Annotated in this window: 19 protein-coding genes; 9 read left to right on the top strand and 10 right to left on the bottom strand. The window is 63.7% G+C overall.

Annotated elements, in window-relative coordinates; genetic code table 11:
• The first annotated feature begins 13 nt into the window (after positions 1-13).
• The 5 genes from ACZY1F_RS07840 (at position 14) to bsaP (ending at position 3,678) form a co-directional block, all read left to right on the top strand.
• Positions 14-787: a hypothetical protein gene (locus tag ACZY1F_RS07840; protein WP_463941200.1), complete on the top strand. Its 774-nt coding sequence runs from the start codon at positions 14-16 to the stop codon at positions 785-787.
• Positions 788-811: 24 nt separating this feature from the next.
• Positions 812-1,507: a sortase domain-containing protein gene (locus tag ACZY1F_RS07835; RefSeq protein ID WP_463941199.1), complete on the top strand. Its 696-nt coding sequence runs from the start codon at positions 812-814 to the stop codon at positions 1,505-1,507.
• Positions 1,508-1,552: 45 nt separating this feature from the next.
• The gene (locus ACZY1F_RS07830; RefSeq protein ID WP_463941198.1) at positions 1,553-2,206 is read left to right on the top strand and encodes a hypothetical protein; all 654 of its coding nucleotides are present in this window, start codon (positions 1,553-1,555) and stop codon (positions 2,204-2,206) included.
• A gap of 198 nt (positions 2,207-2,404) precedes the next feature.
• Positions 2,405-3,424, top strand: a complete 1,020-nt coding sequence (gene bioB, locus ACZY1F_RS07825) for a biotin synthase BioB (RefSeq protein WP_463941197.1) — start codon at positions 2,405-2,407, stop codon at positions 3,422-3,424.
• The gene (bsaP, locus tag ACZY1F_RS07820; protein WP_463941196.1) at positions 3,421-3,678 is read left to right on the top strand and encodes a biotin synthase auxiliary protein BsaP; all 258 of its coding nucleotides are present in this window, start codon (positions 3,421-3,423) and stop codon (positions 3,676-3,678) included. The genes bioB and bsaP overlap by 4 nt, the downstream gene beginning before the upstream one ends.
• Before the next feature lie 20 nt (positions 3,679-3,698).
• On the opposite strand, the gene ACZY1F_RS07815 is transcribed toward bsaP, so the two are convergent.
• Both ACZY1F_RS07815 and ACZY1F_RS07810 read right to left on the bottom strand, forming a co-directional pair.
• Positions 3,699-4,772: a DNA polymerase IV gene (locus ACZY1F_RS07815; protein WP_463941195.1), complete on the bottom strand. Its 1,074-nt coding sequence runs from the start codon at positions 4,770-4,772 to the stop codon at positions 3,699-3,701.
• A 66-nt stretch (positions 4,773-4,838) separates the two neighbouring features.
• Positions 4,839-5,303, bottom strand: coding sequence for a DUF8821 family protein (locus ACZY1F_RS07810; protein ID WP_463941194.1), 465 nt, complete (start codon positions 5,301-5,303; stop codon positions 4,839-4,841).
• A 190-nt stretch (positions 5,304-5,493) separates the two neighbouring features.
• On the opposite strand from ACZY1F_RS07810, the gene ACZY1F_RS07805 reads away from it, so the two are divergent.
• Positions 5,494-6,021, top strand: a complete 528-nt coding sequence (locus ACZY1F_RS07805) for a methyltransferase family protein (protein WP_463941193.1) — start codon at positions 5,494-5,496, stop codon at positions 6,019-6,021.
• Positions 6,022-6,448: 427 nt separating this feature from the next.
• Here the strand turns inward: ACZY1F_RS07805 and pntB are convergent, their stop codons facing one another.
• The 3 genes from pntB to ACZY1F_RS07790 form a co-directional block, all read right to left on the bottom strand.
• On the bottom strand, positions 6,449-7,927 hold the full coding sequence (gene pntB / locus ACZY1F_RS07800; RefSeq protein ID WP_463941192.1) for a Re/Si-specific NAD(P)(+) transhydrogenase subunit beta: 1,479 nt from the start codon (positions 7,925-7,927) through the stop codon (positions 6,449-6,451).
• Positions 7,924-9,477 (bottom strand): Re/Si-specific NAD(P)(+) transhydrogenase subunit alpha, encoded by a 1,554-nt coding sequence (locus ACZY1F_RS07795; protein WP_463941191.1) that lies wholly within the window; start codon positions 9,475-9,477, stop codon positions 7,924-7,926. The genes pntB and ACZY1F_RS07795 overlap by 4 nt, the downstream gene beginning before the upstream one ends.
• Before the next feature lie 853 nt (positions 9,478-10,330).
• Positions 10,331-11,125: a hypothetical protein gene (locus ACZY1F_RS07790; protein WP_463941190.1), complete on the bottom strand. Its 795-nt coding sequence runs from the start codon at positions 11,123-11,125 to the stop codon at positions 10,331-10,333.
• 212 nt (positions 11,126-11,337) lie between these two features.
• Between ACZY1F_RS07790 and ACZY1F_RS07785 the strand changes: the two genes are divergently transcribed.
• A complete protein-coding gene (locus ACZY1F_RS07785; RefSeq protein ID WP_463941189.1) occupies positions 11,338-11,670 on the top strand; it encodes a ribosomal maturation YjgA family protein in 333 nt (110 codons plus the stop codon).
• 10 nt (positions 11,671-11,680) lie between these two features.
• Here ACZY1F_RS07785 and ACZY1F_RS07780 read toward each other — a convergent pair whose 3' ends face one another.
• From ACZY1F_RS07780 to ACZY1F_RS07770, 3 genes are all read right to left on the bottom strand, one after another.
• Positions 11,681-11,887 (bottom strand): hypothetical protein, encoded by a 207-nt coding sequence (locus ACZY1F_RS07780; protein WP_463941188.1) that lies wholly within the window; start codon positions 11,885-11,887, stop codon positions 11,681-11,683.
• A gap of 22 nt (positions 11,888-11,909) precedes the next feature.
• Positions 11,910-12,113, bottom strand: a complete 204-nt coding sequence (locus ACZY1F_RS07775) for a hypothetical protein (protein ID WP_463941187.1) — start codon at positions 12,111-12,113, stop codon at positions 11,910-11,912.
• Between the two features lie 1,159 nt (positions 12,114-13,272).
• A complete protein-coding gene (locus ACZY1F_RS07770; RefSeq protein ID WP_463941186.1) occupies positions 13,273-13,758 on the bottom strand; it encodes a MarR family winged helix-turn-helix transcriptional regulator in 486 nt (161 codons plus the stop codon).
• A gap of 501 nt (positions 13,759-14,259) precedes the next feature.
• On the opposite strand from ACZY1F_RS07770, the gene ACZY1F_RS07765 reads away from it, so the two are divergent.
• Together ACZY1F_RS07765 and ACZY1F_RS07760 are read left to right on the top strand one after the other, a co-directional pair.
• Positions 14,260-14,436: an alcohol dehydrogenase catalytic domain-containing protein gene (locus tag ACZY1F_RS07765; protein WP_463941554.1), complete on the top strand. Its 177-nt coding sequence runs from the start codon at positions 14,260-14,262 to the stop codon at positions 14,434-14,436.
• A 285-nt stretch (positions 14,437-14,721) separates the two neighbouring features.
• Positions 14,722-14,958, top strand: coding sequence for a DUF1059 domain-containing protein (locus tag ACZY1F_RS07760; RefSeq protein WP_463941185.1), 237 nt, complete (start codon positions 14,722-14,724; stop codon positions 14,956-14,958).
• A 29-nt stretch (positions 14,959-14,987) separates the two neighbouring features.
• Here the strand turns inward: ACZY1F_RS07760 and ACZY1F_RS07755 are convergent, their stop codons facing one another.
• Complete coding sequence (locus ACZY1F_RS07755) at positions 14,988-15,131, bottom strand: hypothetical protein (RefSeq protein WP_463941184.1); 144 nt, start codon at positions 15,129-15,131, stop codon at positions 14,988-14,990.
• 349 nt (positions 15,132-15,480) lie between these two features.
• Positions 15,481-16,056 carry a TetR/AcrR family transcriptional regulator gene (locus ACZY1F_RS07750; protein WP_463941183.1) on the bottom strand — a complete coding sequence of 192 codons (576 nt, stop codon included), beginning with the start codon at positions 16,054-16,056 and terminating at the stop codon, positions 15,481-15,483.
• Between the last annotated feature and the right edge of the window lie 19 nt (positions 16,057-16,075).

The following is a 16,075-nucleotide window of genomic DNA, read 5'->3' as shown; positions in this document are numbered from 1 at the left end:
GGAGATCTTTTCAATGAATAAGACACTTCGCTTTATGGCAGTCCCCACCCTTGCTTTGGCCGCCCTTGCCCTCTCCGGTTCTCCCGCGATGGCCCATAACGGCACTGACCACTACCAGTCCACGCTTGGCCAGATCAACGGCAGCGCCGGCTCCGGCACCATCACTCTTGACGTCACGGGCAACGAGGCACATGTTGTCCTCAAGGTTTCGGGCATGCCCGCCACGTTTATGGACGCGCCGTACCCCCACGTCCAGCACATCCACGGCGGAGCCCAGGGCACCTGCCCGGCACCTTCGGCCGACAAGGACGGAGACGCGGTAATCTCCACCACCGAAGGCGCCCCGTCCTACGGCGCAATTGTCACCACGCTGTCCACCAGCGGCGATACCAGCCCGGCAGCAGGTCTTGACCTCAAGGTCGGCGGCCAGGGCGCCGCTTACACCGTTGACCGCACGTTCGAGCTGAACGCAGAGACCAAGGCCGCTCTGGCCGCCGGTACCGCTGTTGTTGTGGTTCACGGCCTCGACCCCACCACCCTCAGCGCCGCAGGCCAGGCCGCGAAGAGCGATCTTGCCCCCACCCTGCCGCTCGCGGCGACTTCCCCCGCACTGTGCGGGACGCTGGCGGCCGGCATGGACATGCCGGTGGGCGGCGCTGACACCGGCGTCACCCAGGAAACAGGTAACGACGCCGGAGCCCTCGCGCTGGGCGGTGGCCTGGTCCTCGTCGCCCTCGCCGGCGGAGCCTTTGCAGTCCGCCGCCGCAACGCCAACGCAGCGGCCTAAGCCCAGGCTGACCGGATCAATACTGTGACAACCAAGAACCCCGGCCGCCGCGGGGGCCTCACTGCCTCCGCGGCTGCCGGGGTTCTGCTCCTGCTGGCCCTGGCCGGCTGCGCCGCCGGAACATCGGGAACTCCCGATGCCGGCGCCATGCCTTCCGCCGCTGCCTCACCTTCGATGGCAGCCAGCCCGCCGTCGGCCCCGTCCCCACCCGCCGCGCCGTCACCAGCTGCCCCGGCGGCGGCCGCCCAACAGCTTCCGGTGTTGGGCGCTTCAGTTCCGGTCACCCTGAGCATTCCCGCGATCGGTGTCAGGACCGATCTGCTCCACCTGGGCCTGCGGGAGAACGGCTCCCTGGAGGTCCCGCAGGACACCGGCAGCGGCTCACCAGCCAGCTGGTACAACGGCTCTCCCACCCCCGGGGAACGCGGCCCCGCCGTGATGCTGGGCCACGTAAATGCACTCGGCGGCGCCAAGGGCGTCTTCGCGGATCTCCGTAAACTCACGCCCGGCACCGAGATCAGCGTGTCCCGGACCGACGGCAGTACAGCGGTATTCACCGTTGAACGCGGTGCCCTGTACAGCAAGAACGAGTTTCCCACCCTCGAGGTCTACGGCAACACCCCGGGAGCCGAGCTCCGGATCATCACCTGCGACGGCTACGACCCCGCCACCGGGCTCTTCGACGACAACTACGTCATCTACGCCAAATTCAAAGCCTGACCGCGGAACACCCGCTCCTCCGGGGAACAGGCAAGGACGGACAACATGACACACCGAAACCACGCTCTGGCCGCCTTGGCCATCGCCTCCCTGCTGCTCTCCGGCTGCGCCGCGGCGGCGGGATCGGTGGACGCGGCGTCCGCCCCGCCGTCGGACGTTTCCGCGCCGGCCTCGCCCGGCAGCACGCCGAGCGCAGGACCCTCCGGCGGCCATGCCAGCGGGCACCATGGCGGCGCGAAGGCATCGCCCGGTGCAACCCCGGCCGGACCCAGATACGCCGCCCTGATGGTGTGCGGGGACCAGCCGATGGACAGGCTCAGCTCGATTCTTGACCTGGAGTCGGATCCGCACACCGTCAACGGCTGGGTGGACAGCACCTTCACCTGCACCTACCACCTGCAGGAAGGAGCGCTGGAAATTTCTGTCCAGGAAGCCGCGGACCCCGCATCGGCGCGGAAATATTTTGACGCTATGCAGGCCCTCGCAAAGGACGCAACCCCCATCGAAGGCCTGGCGAACCTGGGCTTCCCGGCCTATGAGACCGCCGATGGCTCGGCCGTATTCCAGAAGGACAGCTTTGTCCTGCACGTCGATGCCTCGGATTTGCCGGACACTCTCGGCCCGGAGAGCATCAGCCGGAACGCCCTGGCCTACCAGCTCTCCACGACCATCCTGGCCTGCTGGGTGGAGCACCCCTGACACATCGAGTCTTTTGGCGGCCTTGCGGGCCGTAATGTCCGGGGCTCCACGAGAGCCACCTGGGTATCAACCGGTCCGTCCAATATCAGCTCCGTCACGTTGTCGGAACCCCACAAAATCTGGCCTCCACCTGGGAATTAGCGTTTGTTCCGAGGCAATATCCGCAGCTATGCCCCCCAAAAAGGACTATTGAAGACGATGCAGCCAGACCCCCAGGCCAACCCCGGCACTATCCTCGAAACGGCAAGGACACAGGTCCTGGAGCAGGGAATCGGACTCTCCGAAAGCCAACTCGTAGAAATCCTCAGGCTGCCGGACCGGGATCTGCCCGCCGCCCTGCAACTCGCCCACGAGGTGCGGCTGCGGCACTGCGGTGAGGACGTGGAGGTGGAAGGCATCATTTCCATCAAGACCGGCGGCTGCCCCGAAGACTGCCATTTCTGCAGCCAGTCCGGCCTGTTCGACTCCCCCGTCCGCGGCGTCTGGCTCGACATCCCCGAACTCGTCAAAGCCGCAAGGGAAACCGCGGCAACCGGGGCCACCGAATTCTGCATCGTCGCCGCCGTCCGCGGCCCGGACATCAAGCTTATGAACCAGATCAAGTTCGCCATCGACCGGATCAACGAAGCAGTGGACATCAACATCGCCTGCTCGCTGGGCATGCTGACCCAGCGCCAGGTGGACCAGCTCGCCGAATGGGGCGTCCACCGTTACAACCACAACCTCGAAACCGCGCGCAGCTACTTCCCCGAGGTCGTCACCACGCACAGCTACGAGGAGCGCCTGGACACCTGCAACATGGTCAAGGCCGCCGGTATGGAACTCTGCTGCGGTGCCCTGATCGGCATGGGCGAAAGCTTGGAACAACGCGCGGAACTCGCAGCCCAGCTCGCGGCCCTGGAACCTCACGAAGTCCCGCTGAACTTCCTCAACCCCCGCCCCGGAACCCCGCTGGAAAACCAAGGCATCATGGACGGCAAGGACGCCCTCCGCGCCATCGCCGCGTTCCGGCTGGCGATGCCCCGCACCGTGCTCCGCTACGCCGGCGGACGGGAGCTCACCCTCGGCGACCTCGGCACCCGCCAAGGCCTTATGGGCGGCATCAACGCCGTCATCGTCGGCAACTACTTAACCACACTCGGCCGACCCGCCGACGCCGACCTGAACCTCTTGGTCGAGCTGAACATGCCCATCAAGGAACTCCAGAAGACACTATGAACCGGGTTACGCTCCCCTGCCTCCCAACCACCGGCGATGCCGCAGGCCCAACCCCGGCTGAGTTCTGCGGGCACTGCGGTGAGCCGTCCGACGGCGGTGCGGCGCCGCCGTCGGACGTTCATCTCCGTTGCGGCGAACGGCTCGCAATGGAGCCGCCGCGGTACTGCGCCGCCTGCCGTCGGCGGATGAAAGTCCAGGTGACGCCGCTGGGCTGGACCGCCGAATGCTCCCGCCACGGAGTGCTCGCACCATGAGTGGCGCGGGAGCGACGCCGTCACCAACCGCCGCGCGTAGGCGTATGTCCCTTTCGGGCATCGTCGGGCATTGCCATTTCGGCCCGAAGACCCAGAAGCCGGATCGGACGGCCCGCTTCGATTCCGGCTGCGAGGTCCAAGGCCCGCGCGAGGATTTCGTTCCGATCGAATGTCTCGGGAATCTTCCTCGCGTGGGTCCTCGTGACGAACGGTGCGTACCGGACCTTCAGGGTCAGCCCCACGACGGGCCGCCCTTCGGCCACAACATCTTCAAGGACACGCGCTGTCAGCTCCTTCACGGCGTCGTCCACCTGGGCGGGTTCGGTCAGGTCCCGCTGGAAGGTGGTCTCCCGGCTATGCCCGCGGGCCACCCACGGAGTGTCGTCCACAACGCTGGCGCCGTCCCCGCGTCCGAGCTCGGCATACCAAGGACCCATCCTGGGGCCGAACTCCGGGACCAGGTCCTGGGGGTCGGACGCGGCGAGCTGGGCAACGCTGTTGATGCCGAGCTTGGCCAGCCGGCCCGCCACTTTGGTTCCGACGCCCCACAGCTCCTTGGTGGGCCGACCGCCCATAACCTCGAGCCAGTTCCCGGCAGTAAGACGGAAGACGCCGGCCGGCTTGCCGAAACCGGTGGCGACCTTGGCCCGTACCAACGTGTCCCCGATGCCCACGCTGCAATGCAGCCGCGTTCGCTCCAGGACAGCGGCCTGCACCTCCCGGGCGTAGGCCTCCGGATCCTCCGTCTCAATGCCTACAAAGGCTTCATCCCAACCCAGCACCTGCACCGTGGCGCCGGGCTGCGCGTGCAGGGTAGCCATCACCGTCTCGGACGCCGCGAGATAAGCCTCCTGATCGACAGGCAGGATCACAGCGTCGGGCACCTTCCGGGCGGCAACGCGTAAAGGCATTCCGGATCCCACACCGTACGCCCTGGCTTCGTAGGATGCGGTCGAGACCACAGCCCGTTCCGTGGGGTCGCCCCGACCGCCCACAATGATCGGCAGGCCCGCAAGCTCCGGCCGCCGGAGCACTTCGACGGCCGCGATGAACTGATCGAGATCGACGTGCAGCACCCATCGGATTCGGCTCACGCCACCAGTCTGCCCTAAACATCCCGGGCAAGCATCCGCTCTCCACCGGGCGCGGAGGTCAGCTGATCAGTACTCGCCCTTAATGACGAAGTAGGAACCGCGGATAACGCCGGCCAGCTTTGATTTCTGCCGGGCAAACTTGAAACGTGATGCCAGTTCCTCCGGAATCTCCATGCCTTCGGCCAGTTTGAATCCGACCGCTCGTTTCCCGCCGTCCTCGATGCTGTACATGACGTTAATCGACAGCCCCGACTCGTAGAACACGTAATCCATCCGCAACCCGTTGACGTCGAAGGTGGATGCTTCGAGCGGGCGGGAGCCGATCACAATGTCGCGCTCGTCCTTGAGAATGCGGCTCACGCGGTCGACCACCTCCGGAACCTCGCCTGCAGGACTGACAGTGAAGACGTGGTCGTACTTATTGCGGTAGTAGCGCCCTTCGTTGGCGCGTAACCCGGCGAGGGCATCGGCGACCGGAGACGATTCCAGTCCAACAATGGAAACGTTCTTGAAGTCCACAACGTACGGCATGCGCCCTCCTGATTAGATGTATGGGACCACGATAACGTGACGACACGCTCCGCCCACTGCCCGTCCTCCTCCCCTGGCCCGCAACAACCGGACGACAGATCCCTGGACGGCGTTCAAATACCGCCATCAGAAATCCGTTCGCATCGCTACGACCTCGCGCGGTCGGTAGAAGAGCGCTAGCCTGACGCACATGGCCAAGGCAGCTTCGCCCGCACGCGCGTGGATCGGGACGATCGTCTTCCTTTTCCTTGCGCCCGGCGTCGTCGCGGGCCTCATCCCGTGGCTGATCTCCGGCTGGCGGTGGTATGAGTGGGGCGGCACGGCTTGGGTCGTCGAGCCAATCGCCTGGACGGCCATCGCTCTTGGGGTGGCGTTCCTCCTGCACGCCTTCACGCTGTTCGCCCTGCACCGCGGAACGCCCGCTCCAATCGCTCCGACCCAGGCTCTCGTTGTGACGGGGGCCTACCGGTTCGTGCGCAATCCGATGTATCTCTCGGTGCTCACCATCATCCTCGGCCAAGCGCTGCTGTTCAGCAGCTGGTGGCTCGTGCTCTACGCCGCGATCACTCTCGCCGCGGTCCTCGCGTTCGTGAAGGGTTATGAGGAACCAACCCTTACCAGCACCTACGGCGAGCAGTACCTCAACTACCGGCGCAACGTCCCGGGGTGGTGGCCGCGCCTCACGCCGTGGCGTGGCCGCCGGCAGCGACAGGGCTGAACCGGCCGGGCGGCGAACCCGAGCTGGTATCTAAGTCAGCTGGTACTCGGGAATGCAGTTGCATAGGAAGTCCAATCAACTGCCGACGGCGTCCCCGGGCTATCTACTCCACGGACTCTTCAAGCAATTCGTGCCTATGGTGAAGCAAGAACTCATATCTTTGGTGCAGACCGATCCACGGTGATGCAGCCAGTTCGTCGATGTCGACGACGTGCCGCGGTGAAGGCGCTTCTTCTGGGCAGGAAGTCCGGTCCAGGGAGCTCGATCTGAAACCCCTCCGGGCGGCGTTATCGAAGGGAACTCGCCGTCTGCGCATGGTGCATTCCTCTCATTATGTTGGTCAGGGGCCGGGTGCGTGTCGATGTCGCTGATAGCAGGGTGGAGCATTACGGCCTAGCTAACGGGACCTGCAAGGAGGGGTCTCCTTCTAGAACGCTTTGAGGATGTCTTCTACGCGGGCTTTGGCGTCGCCGAAGAGCATTTGGGAGTTGTCGCGGTAGAAGAGGGGGTTTTGGACTCCGGCGTAGCCGGCGGCCATGGAGCGTTTGAACACGATGACGTTCTCGGCTTCCCAGACGCGAAGGACGGGCATGCCGGCGATGGGGCTTCCCGGGTCTTCGGCGGCGGAGGGGTTGACGGTGTCGTTGGCCCCGATGACGAGGACCACGGAGGTGTCGCCGAGGTCGTCGTTGATTTCGTCCATTTCAAGGACGATGTCGTACGGGACTTTGGCTTCGGCGAGGAGTACGTTCATGTGTCCTGGCAGGCGCCCTGCGACGGGGTGGATGCCGAACCGGACGTTCACGCCGCGTTCGCGCAGCTGGTGCGCGAGTTCCGCGACGGGGTATTGGGCCTGGGCCACAGCCATGCCGTAGCCAGGCGTGATGACCACGGACGAGGCGTTGGTCAGCATTTCGGCGGTGGCCTGGGCGGTGATTTCGCGGTGTTCGCCGTACTCGGCGTCCCCCTTGCTTGCTGGGGCGGCGATGCCGAAGCCGCCGGCGATCACGGAGATGAAGGACCGGTTCATGGCCTTGCACATGATGTAGGACAGGTACGCGCCCGAGGACCCGACGAGGGCGCCGGTGATGATGAGCAGGTCGTTGTTCAGCAGGAACCCGGCCGCGGCGGCGGCCCAGCCGGAGTAGCTGTTGAGCATGGACACGACGACGGGCATGTCGCCGCCGCCGATGGAGGCGACCAGGTGCCAGCCCAGGCCCAGGGCCAGGGCGGTGACGAGGATGAGGAGCCAGAGTTGGGAGTCGTTGACGTACCAGACGGTCAGCGCGACGAACGCGGCCAGGGCGCCGAGGTTGATCGCGTTTTTGCCTGGCAGCATCAAGGGCGTGGACTTCATCCGGGCCGAGAGCTTCAGGAACGCCACGATCGAACCGGTGAAAGTCACCGCGCCGATGAAAACCCCGATGAAGACCTCGGCATGGTGGATGGCTGTCAGATCCGGAGATAGGTCCGGGGCTTCGAGGTGGCCGTTCCAGCCCACGAGGACGGCGGCGAAGCCGACGAAGCTGTGCAGCAGCGCAATCAGCTCGGGCATCCCGGTCATTTCCACCACCCGGGCGCGCCAGAGCCCGATCGCCCCGCCGACCAGAACCGCCGCCACAAGCAGTCCCAGGCCCGTGAGGGCGTGGCCGGTGCCCCAGGCGCCCTGAATTGTCAGCCAGATCGTCGCGGCGAGGGCGATTATCATCCCGGTGATGCCGTAGATGACCCCGGACCGGGCCTTTTCGTGTTTGCTCAGCCCGGCGAGGCTGAGGATGAACAGCAGCGCCGCGACGATGTAGGCCGCCCCCGCGATGGACTCTGCGGTCAACGGACCGGAGACGGTGTCAGACACGGTAAGGCTCCTTGAGACGATTCGGGCTGTTGCTTCGGTAATGGCGCTCATGAACGTGCCTTCCCGGCCGAGAACATCGCGAGCATCCGACGGGTGACGGCGAAGCCGCCGAAGATGTTGATGCTGGCCAGCAGGACCGCGACGGCGGCGAGGACCTGCATCACGATGTTGTCGGAGGTGACCTGCAGCAGGGCACCGACGACGATGATTCCGGAGATCGCGTTGGTGACGGACATCAGCGGGGTGTGCAGGGCGTGGTGGACCTTGCCGATGACATAGAACCCGACCACGATCGAGAGCATCAGCACCGTGAAGTGCTGCGGCAACGGCGCCGGAGCCACCGCGTTGATCCCAAACAGCACAGCGATACCCGCGGCGAAGAGCCCGGCCTTACCGGCAGGGCTCAGGCCCTGCTTCTTCTTCGGCGCAGTGCTCTCGGCGGCCGTGGTTTGGGTCATGGCCGCGGGTGCGGCGGAGACCTGGACCGGGGGCGGCGGCCAGGTCTTCTCCCCGTCCCGCACCACCGTCACCGACCGCTGCACGACGTCATCGAAATCGATCCTGAGCTGTCCGTCCTTGTCTTTGGTGAGGAGCTTGAGGAGGTTCAGCATGTTCGTGCCGTACAGCTGGGACGCCTGCGCCGGCAACCGGGCCGGCAGATCCGTGTAACCCAGGATGACGACGCCGTTGTCGGTGACTATGCGTTCCCCGGCGACCGAGCCTTCGACATTCCCGCCCTGCCCGGCGGCCATGTCAACGATCACGCTGCCGGACTTCATGCCGGCCACGTCTTCGGCGGTGAGCAGCTTCGGTGCCGGACGCCCGGGGATCAGCGCGGTGGTGATGATGATGTCGACATCGGCTGCTTGCTCGGTGTAGATCTCGGCCGCGCGGGCGTTGTAGGCCTCACTCGTGGCTTTGGCGTACCCGTCGGAGGACTTCATCTCCTCGGCGACCTCGACTTTGAGGTAGGTCCCGCCGATGGACTTCACCTGGTCAGCGACCTCCGGCCGGGGATCCGTTGCACGCACGATTGCGCCGAGGCTGGACGCGGCACCGATCGCCGCCAACCCGGCGACGCCGGCGCCGGCGACCAGGACCTTCGCCGGCGGGACCTTGCCCGCAGCGGTCACCTGCCCCGTGAAAAACCGGCCGAACTCGTGCGCGGCCTCAATGACAGCCCGGTACCCGGCAATGTTCGCCATCGAACTGAGCACATCCATCGACTGCGCCCGCGAAATCCGCGGCACCGCATCCAACGCCAACGCCGTGATCGGCCGCGCCGCCAAAGCCTCCACCAAATCCGGGCGCAGGCCCGGGCTCAACGACCCGATCAGCGTTGCGCCGTCGGCCAAACGGCCGATCTCCTCCTCGGTGGGCGGATTGATCCGCAGCACCACCTCGGACCCCCACGCCTCATCGGCACCCACGATCAGAGCACCGGCCTCAGCGTAGTCTTCGTCCCTGAAGGAAGCAGACTCCCCCGCACCCTTCTCGACCACAACGTCGTAGCCCAAATCCAACAACTGTTTGACGGTGACAGGCGTCGCCGCCACCCTCGTCTCTCGGCCTAACTCGGCCACGATCCCAATACGCGTCATTTGTTGCTCTCTTTCATCATGAATATGCCCGGGACGGGGAATCCGCCGCCCGGGCGTAAGGACTGTGTTCTATCCCCAGGGAGCTGCAGACATCGACCGTCGAGCATCTCGGGCTACAGGGCCGCGGTCCCGGAGGTCCAGTCTCGCGGCCCTGCGATATCTGGCGCTGACACGAGTGCAGTAATTCTCAGCACCGAGACTCCGCATACGGCGCTACCTAACGGGACATCACCAGAACCACAGTCAGGCCACCACACGTTGCCGGTACTGCGTCGCTGCAGTTCCGGCCGACTGTCCCGATGCGGTAAATCTATCCTTGGTCACTACTTTTCAGTACTTCCAAGGGGCTTTCCAGAGAAAATCATGGAAAGAAGTTCATTTCTTCGCGTATTCTCAAGAAATTAGCAATTCGCCGTTCAGAAAAGACCGTGGTCTATCTGCCTACGCACTATCCCTTATCGGTGCGATAGGCGCCATCAAAGGAAAATGTCCTCAGGGCTTTACGGCATTACAGTGCTCAGTTCCCTGAAATCATTCTGGGATGGTTTCGAATCGAGAACCCGTTGTGAAGCGGTTGTCATTGTCCTAAGTAGTCACCACGACAGACTCCGGTGAGGCTGCCGGTGCGTGGGAGTACTCGTGCCCGCCATCAACTTCTACGCGCTGTCGATTATTCTGCTCACAGACCCTGTGCAGCGGGTCTATGATCGACGATCAGCTGCTGCGCGTCAGGCGCCAGCCGCGCAGTCATCGTAAGGCTGATCGGACCGGCCGGGAGGGCAACCATCCTGTTAGGAGTGCTGGCTACAACCGCTGGCCCCGCGAAGACCCGACGATACGGTCACCGGACTCCTCAGGCAATCACGTTGAGCGTGAGTTCCACGGCGCCGAGGAAGAGTGCCAGAACCGACGTGCCAAGCCCAGCCACCAGAAGCAGGCCGGGGTGGGCGAGACCCACCACAACTCGCCGGAGTTGGGGCGAATGCCGCAGGAATTTCTTGGGCAGCCGCGAATCTTGCGGGTTCTGGCGCCAGCCGCGGAGACGGCGCAGGAACCACGCACAGCGCACAATAAGCGCCATCCACAACACCGAGACGACCAGGGGGACCGCCGCCAGGAGCAGGTTGAACCCCAACGACGTCACGGCACGCTCCGAGTTCCCGGCCAGTGCCTGCACAGTTGTGGAAATCGAGGCACTGGCCACCACGGAGAGGCCCCACACCATAAACGCGGCCGTCAACGCGAGGAACCGGACAAAGAAGTGCGCGAGCACCGATTCCTTCTGGGGCTTGAGGTACCGGCGCGGGGTCGCATGGAGCACGGCCACAGTGCAGGCCAGTGTGGGCAGGGCAGCCATTCCCACGAGCACATACCAGGTCCAGCCGGCCAGGTCCACGAATTCGTCTGCGATGATCAGCAACGCCCAGAAACCCGTCCACGCCCAGCCTGCGTGCAGCGGATTCCGGATAAGCCAGGCGGGCAGGCGCTGAGGCAGCGGGATGGCCGGCGCGATAGAGGGCCGGGAAGCAGGATTCCGGACCGTCCTATTTGCTGGCGCAACACCATCCGGACCGACGCCGGCTGGGCCGTCCGGCAGGGAACCTGCCTTGGCGTCCGGCGGGTTTTGTTCACCGCTAGCCATGCTCATGGGCTCACTGTAGCAATGCGGGGGGCGGGGCCCGCCGTCGTCGGAGCGCTGAGCTAGGCTGAATGCGAAGATTCTCGTTGGTCCGCATCCGGGAGGGAAATGAGCTTCGACAGTGGAGGCTTGGGGCAGTGAGCTGTGCAATCGAACCGGGGCGTTCAGTAATCAGACGGGCCTTGCTGTGCATCGCCGGTGTCTTAAGCATTGTGCTCGGGTTGAGCATTCGCACGCTAAGTGATGCGGCGTGGACAGGCCCTGCCGGTGATGGCCTGTACGCAGTCCTGATCTATATTCTCGTGGCCATCCTGATTCCCTCGAAGTCCAAGACCCTTGTTGCCGCCGCAGCCGTTACAGTGTGCGCGATGATCGAACTGTTCCAGCTCACTGGACTGCCTGCGGAACTCGCAGAATCCTGGCCGCCCCTTCGGCTGGTCCTCGGAACCACGTTTGGCACCGCGGATTTGTTGGCCTACGCCGGCGGTGCTGCCCTGGCCTACGCGGTGGATCAGACCACGGGCACAGTCATGAACCGAACTCGCCATGACTAGGTGCGGCATACTACTCCTCGCCGGGGGCAACCACCCGACGAAGGTCCTGGCTGCCATCCGACGCCTGTACCCAGAGAATGATAACGAAGCGCAAGCGCCTGAAATCATGGCTATGGGCGCTAATGGAGAGCACGTGAGCCCACGCCGTGAGTTGTTGCTGTCGATCAGCAACCGGCTCTGGCTTCATTGCCAACTGCGGATAGGCTTCAACACCCATGACCAATGCTTTACTTTCACAGCTAACTGACAGGTGCCACGACGTCCTCAAGCATTGACCTGTCGAAAAAACGGACCTCGCCAGTTGCCTCGAAGAACACCGGAACCACAGATGTGCTCGGGTCCTTGGACGTTTCGTAGATGTCAGGTCCGCTTCCATGCTTCCGGGCGATTGTTCCAACCAGCCCGGTACCGCGAACGCGGACGGTTCGATATTTGTAGCTCATGTTGACCCCTTCGTCGACTAGGGCAACCCTACTCCTGAGACGCATTCGCAGGACACGTCCGAGCAATCGAAGCACAGGGTTCGCCAAATTCAGGGCCTGCCTCGTACCAAGGCTCGTGCTCGCGCTCATTGTTGGCGGACCTGAGCGCGTTCATTAGGTAGCGACGGGCTAAGGGCAACCACTCCCCCAGCACCGTCCCGGTGCGATGGCCCCAGACGTGCCTCACTATGAACGACTACGAAAACGACATCAGCCCACAGCAGGACCGGTCAAGGCCAGGCCCGCGGTGTCGGGCCAGATACACCGTTAATTCCGCAGTCCCGGCCGCAGGACGTCGCTTTCAGGCGTCCGCGGGCTGGCTTGCTTCGGCAACCTTTGCGGTGTCGACGAATTGTTCGAAGCGTACGATGAGTCCGCCTCGGACGATGAAATGGTGGGCCACCCGGACGTTAATCGGGTTCCCGGTTGCCCGGTGCCGGTCCCCGCGAGAGGGAACCCGGCCAATTCAGTCCACTCAACATCAGGTGCCATCGTGGCGCGCAGCGCGTCGAGATCACCGGCCGCTGATGCCAGATACTGCCGGCGGGCGACGTCGCGGGGTGCAGCTGAGGGGCAGGGGTCGGTTGTTTCGTTCAACCCCATGTCATTTCCCCCTTGGCGACCTTGGGTCCGATGTGCGCGGCGATCAGCATCCCGGAGTTGGGATAGCGCGGTGAGGGCGGCAGTGACGGCCGCGGCATCGGCTGAGCGGGCGAGTATCCGTTCGAATTCCTGGAGGTAGGACCGCGTGTAGTCGATGCCCGTGGAATCGTTGGGCATTCCGGGCAGCCGGTGTCCCGCGACCACCAGCTCTGGGCTCCGGGCCCGCATCTGGTCTAGGAGTTCAATCCATGCCGAGCGCTGTTCGGGGGTGGGGTGTCTGCGGTCCAGACGTGTTTTTCCTTGAAGACCAGGACTCCGCCGATGACTGCATTCTGATCCGCATTGAAGAGGTAGTGCCTGTCAGGCAGCAGGTCAGAGCCGCCGCAAAGCTCAAAGCGGTACCCATCGACTTCGATTGTGCCTGCCGTCAGTGGCGCGATTGCATCCAGGCGACTCGCTCACTCAGCCCAACAATAGCTGACTCGTCAGCTATTTCGAATGGTTCTGCCCAATTCGTTCACGGCATTATTGGCAGTTCCTGCGCGGCATTCTTGCTGATCCGTTTGACGGCCTCCGAGAACACCTCCGCTTCCGTGGGTGAGAGCAGGTCAAGCAGGTACCGTTCGATATTCTGCACGTGGCGGCTACTGGCCCTGAGGAGCACGCCTTCGCCATGCGCCGAGAGGCGGATGAGCTGGACACGGGCATCGGAAACGGAGTTCTCCCGTTCAATCAGGCCCAGTGCTGACGCGCGCTGCACCAACCGCGTGGCCCCGCCCGACGTCAACACCCGCGCCTGGGCGATGTCACGGACCGGGATTCCCTTGCCGCCCGCCCGCCCTGCCAGGAGAAGCAGCTCAAAGATCGAATGGCTAATGCCGAACTCTTGCTCCAGGTCGCGGCCAAGAAGAAATTCCAGCCGGTTCGCCGCGCCCAGAAGTCGCCCGAAGACCAGAACACGATGATCATTGGCAGCCTCTTGGCCGGAGCTGAATGCCTTCATACTGTTCACTGTCCAACAGTATCGGCCACACAAACAATCGGACGCCGCAACTCAACAGGAGTTGAGCCGCCCGCTTGGCCCTGGTCAATTCCCTGTTCGTGCGCGGGTTCTTTCAGGTGGCGGCGCAAGCTCTTTGAAGTCTTCGGCCAATTCCCTAGCCTAGGAGAAAGCTCCGGTAAGCACTCCACAACGAATTTGCACTCGCAAGTTCTATGCTTTGTACAACCGTTCACCGGATAAGCGGAGGCAAGACATTCTGGGCAGCGGCCGCGTTCCTGCGGCCCCCAGTCGCTTACCTGTTGCGATGAATAGATCCAGGAGCACTCGTGACCGACAACATTGGATACGCGGTTTTTCCCGGCGCATCCGTCATTTCACAGGAAGACATGACCGCGATCCGCGAACGCCACCGCCTAGTCTTCCCCGAATGAGCGTCCCAATGATCTCAAAAAACGATGCAGCCTATCGGCTCCGCATCGCCAGACCCAGTGACGCCCGAATCTGGAGAGCGTCCCAACGCCAATTCCAGGCCCCGGTCAGGTCCTGGTCAAAGTAACGGCTTCCAGTGTCTGCCGACAGGATGTAATGCATTGCTCCGGCATCGTGTGTCGCCCCAGCGTGGGAATTTTGGGGCACGAAATAGCCGGCACCATCGCGGCAATAGGCAATAGGCAATAGGCAATAGGCACTGGGTTTGCGGGAGGCGGATCCGCCGTCGTCCGTGCCCGCGGTTAGGTGCGCACCAAAACCGACGCGCCAGCGGACGTGGATGCCCGCGACGACGGTACATTCGGCTACTCCTTCAGCCGACTATGCCGGACGGCCGCCGAATCCGGGCCGCACGCCGTACGCGGTTTGAAGAGGTCATGCCGGGACCCCGGCCGAAAGGTTAAGCTTGCACGGCACGAAGGTTCGCCGCATAAAGGTTCCACAATTCGATGCATGATTAAAGAGGAAACAGCCATGAAAAGCATGACCTGCAAGCAACTCGGTGGCCCCTGCGAGCTCACGTTCCGGGGCAACTCAGCGGACGAGATCATCAACGCACAGGACAAGCACCTCAAGGAAGCCGTCCAGGCCGGTGATTCAGCTCATCTAGAGGCCCGTGACGCGATGAAGGGTCGCTGGAAGAATCCGATCAAGGGTATGGGTTGGTACCGCGACACGAAGAAGGCTTTCGCCGTTCTTCCCGAGGAATGAGCCGCCAATTCCAAGCCCAGTAGGTCCCGTCAGAACGCGGGGACAACGATGGGATTCTGGCCCACCGGGATCAGGCTCTCCAAAGTCGACTTTGAGAGCCCTGACCGCTCGGCCACCTTCGCACCTGACCAGTGCGTGGCGTTCTTCGGCGTCGATTCCAGCGTTACAACCACGACATCCTCAACCTGATCACTGGCGATGCTCGCAGGACGGCCGGGTCAGGAATCATCAACCAACCCGTCCAGCCGGCCCTCCAGAGAACGGCGCCGCCACTTAGCCACACTATGGGGTTCGACCCCGCCCCGGAAGCCCACGTCCACGTTACTCAGACCGTCGGGATTGCCCAGCACGATCTTCGAACGCGTGGCCAGCGCCTGGGCCGGCTTGGCCCTCCGCGCCCACCGTGCCCACCGGGACAGCGTTTCCCGCTCTTCATCCGACAACTTCCAACGGAGCCATCGGCCACCCAACACTCGCCATACCCCAAATCACACTTACGAACCGAATTTCAGGCGCAGGACACTAGGCCTCGAGGTCGTAACTTTGGGTGCCGCCCAGTAGCCTTGCCACTAGCTGGCTCCCGTACCCAGCTTCCGGTCGTTGCCTCGTGAATAGGATGCGGTACAAGATAGGCGCGGCAACATGGTCGAGAATTTCGTCAACCGCCGGGGTCGTCTCGCTCGAAAATCGAGCCAAGATCTGGACTACGGCGTCCGCGGCATACCTCGCGCAAACGCCAGTGTTGTCACCGCTGGCATCGCCCGCCAGTACGTCCGCCACATATGACCTGCCAGGGCCCGAACCCATCTCTTCGAGAAAATGTTCTGCCCACAGGGACAGATCTCCGGCCAAAGAACCGGTCTCAACCGGAGGATCCGTTTCGCGGAAGCGGTCGGCCGCGACATCGGACAGCAGGGCGGCGAGGTCGCCCCAGCGCCTGTAGACGGTGCTCGGGTTTACGCCCGCGTGAGCCGCTATGGCCGGAATGCTGAGGACATCCCGCTCTGTCCTCAGCAGCAGTTCTCTGGTGGAATCATGCACGGCTTGTTGGATGCGGGCACTACGACCGCCGGGGCGGGATCCATCGAGGGGTGTCATGGGAACAGTCTAAAGCAGA

The organism is Pseudarthrobacter xylosi (genome assembly GCF_055412765.1).
Note: the sequence above shows the minus strand (reverse complement) of the source record. Positions and strands in the feature narration are given on the sequence as shown.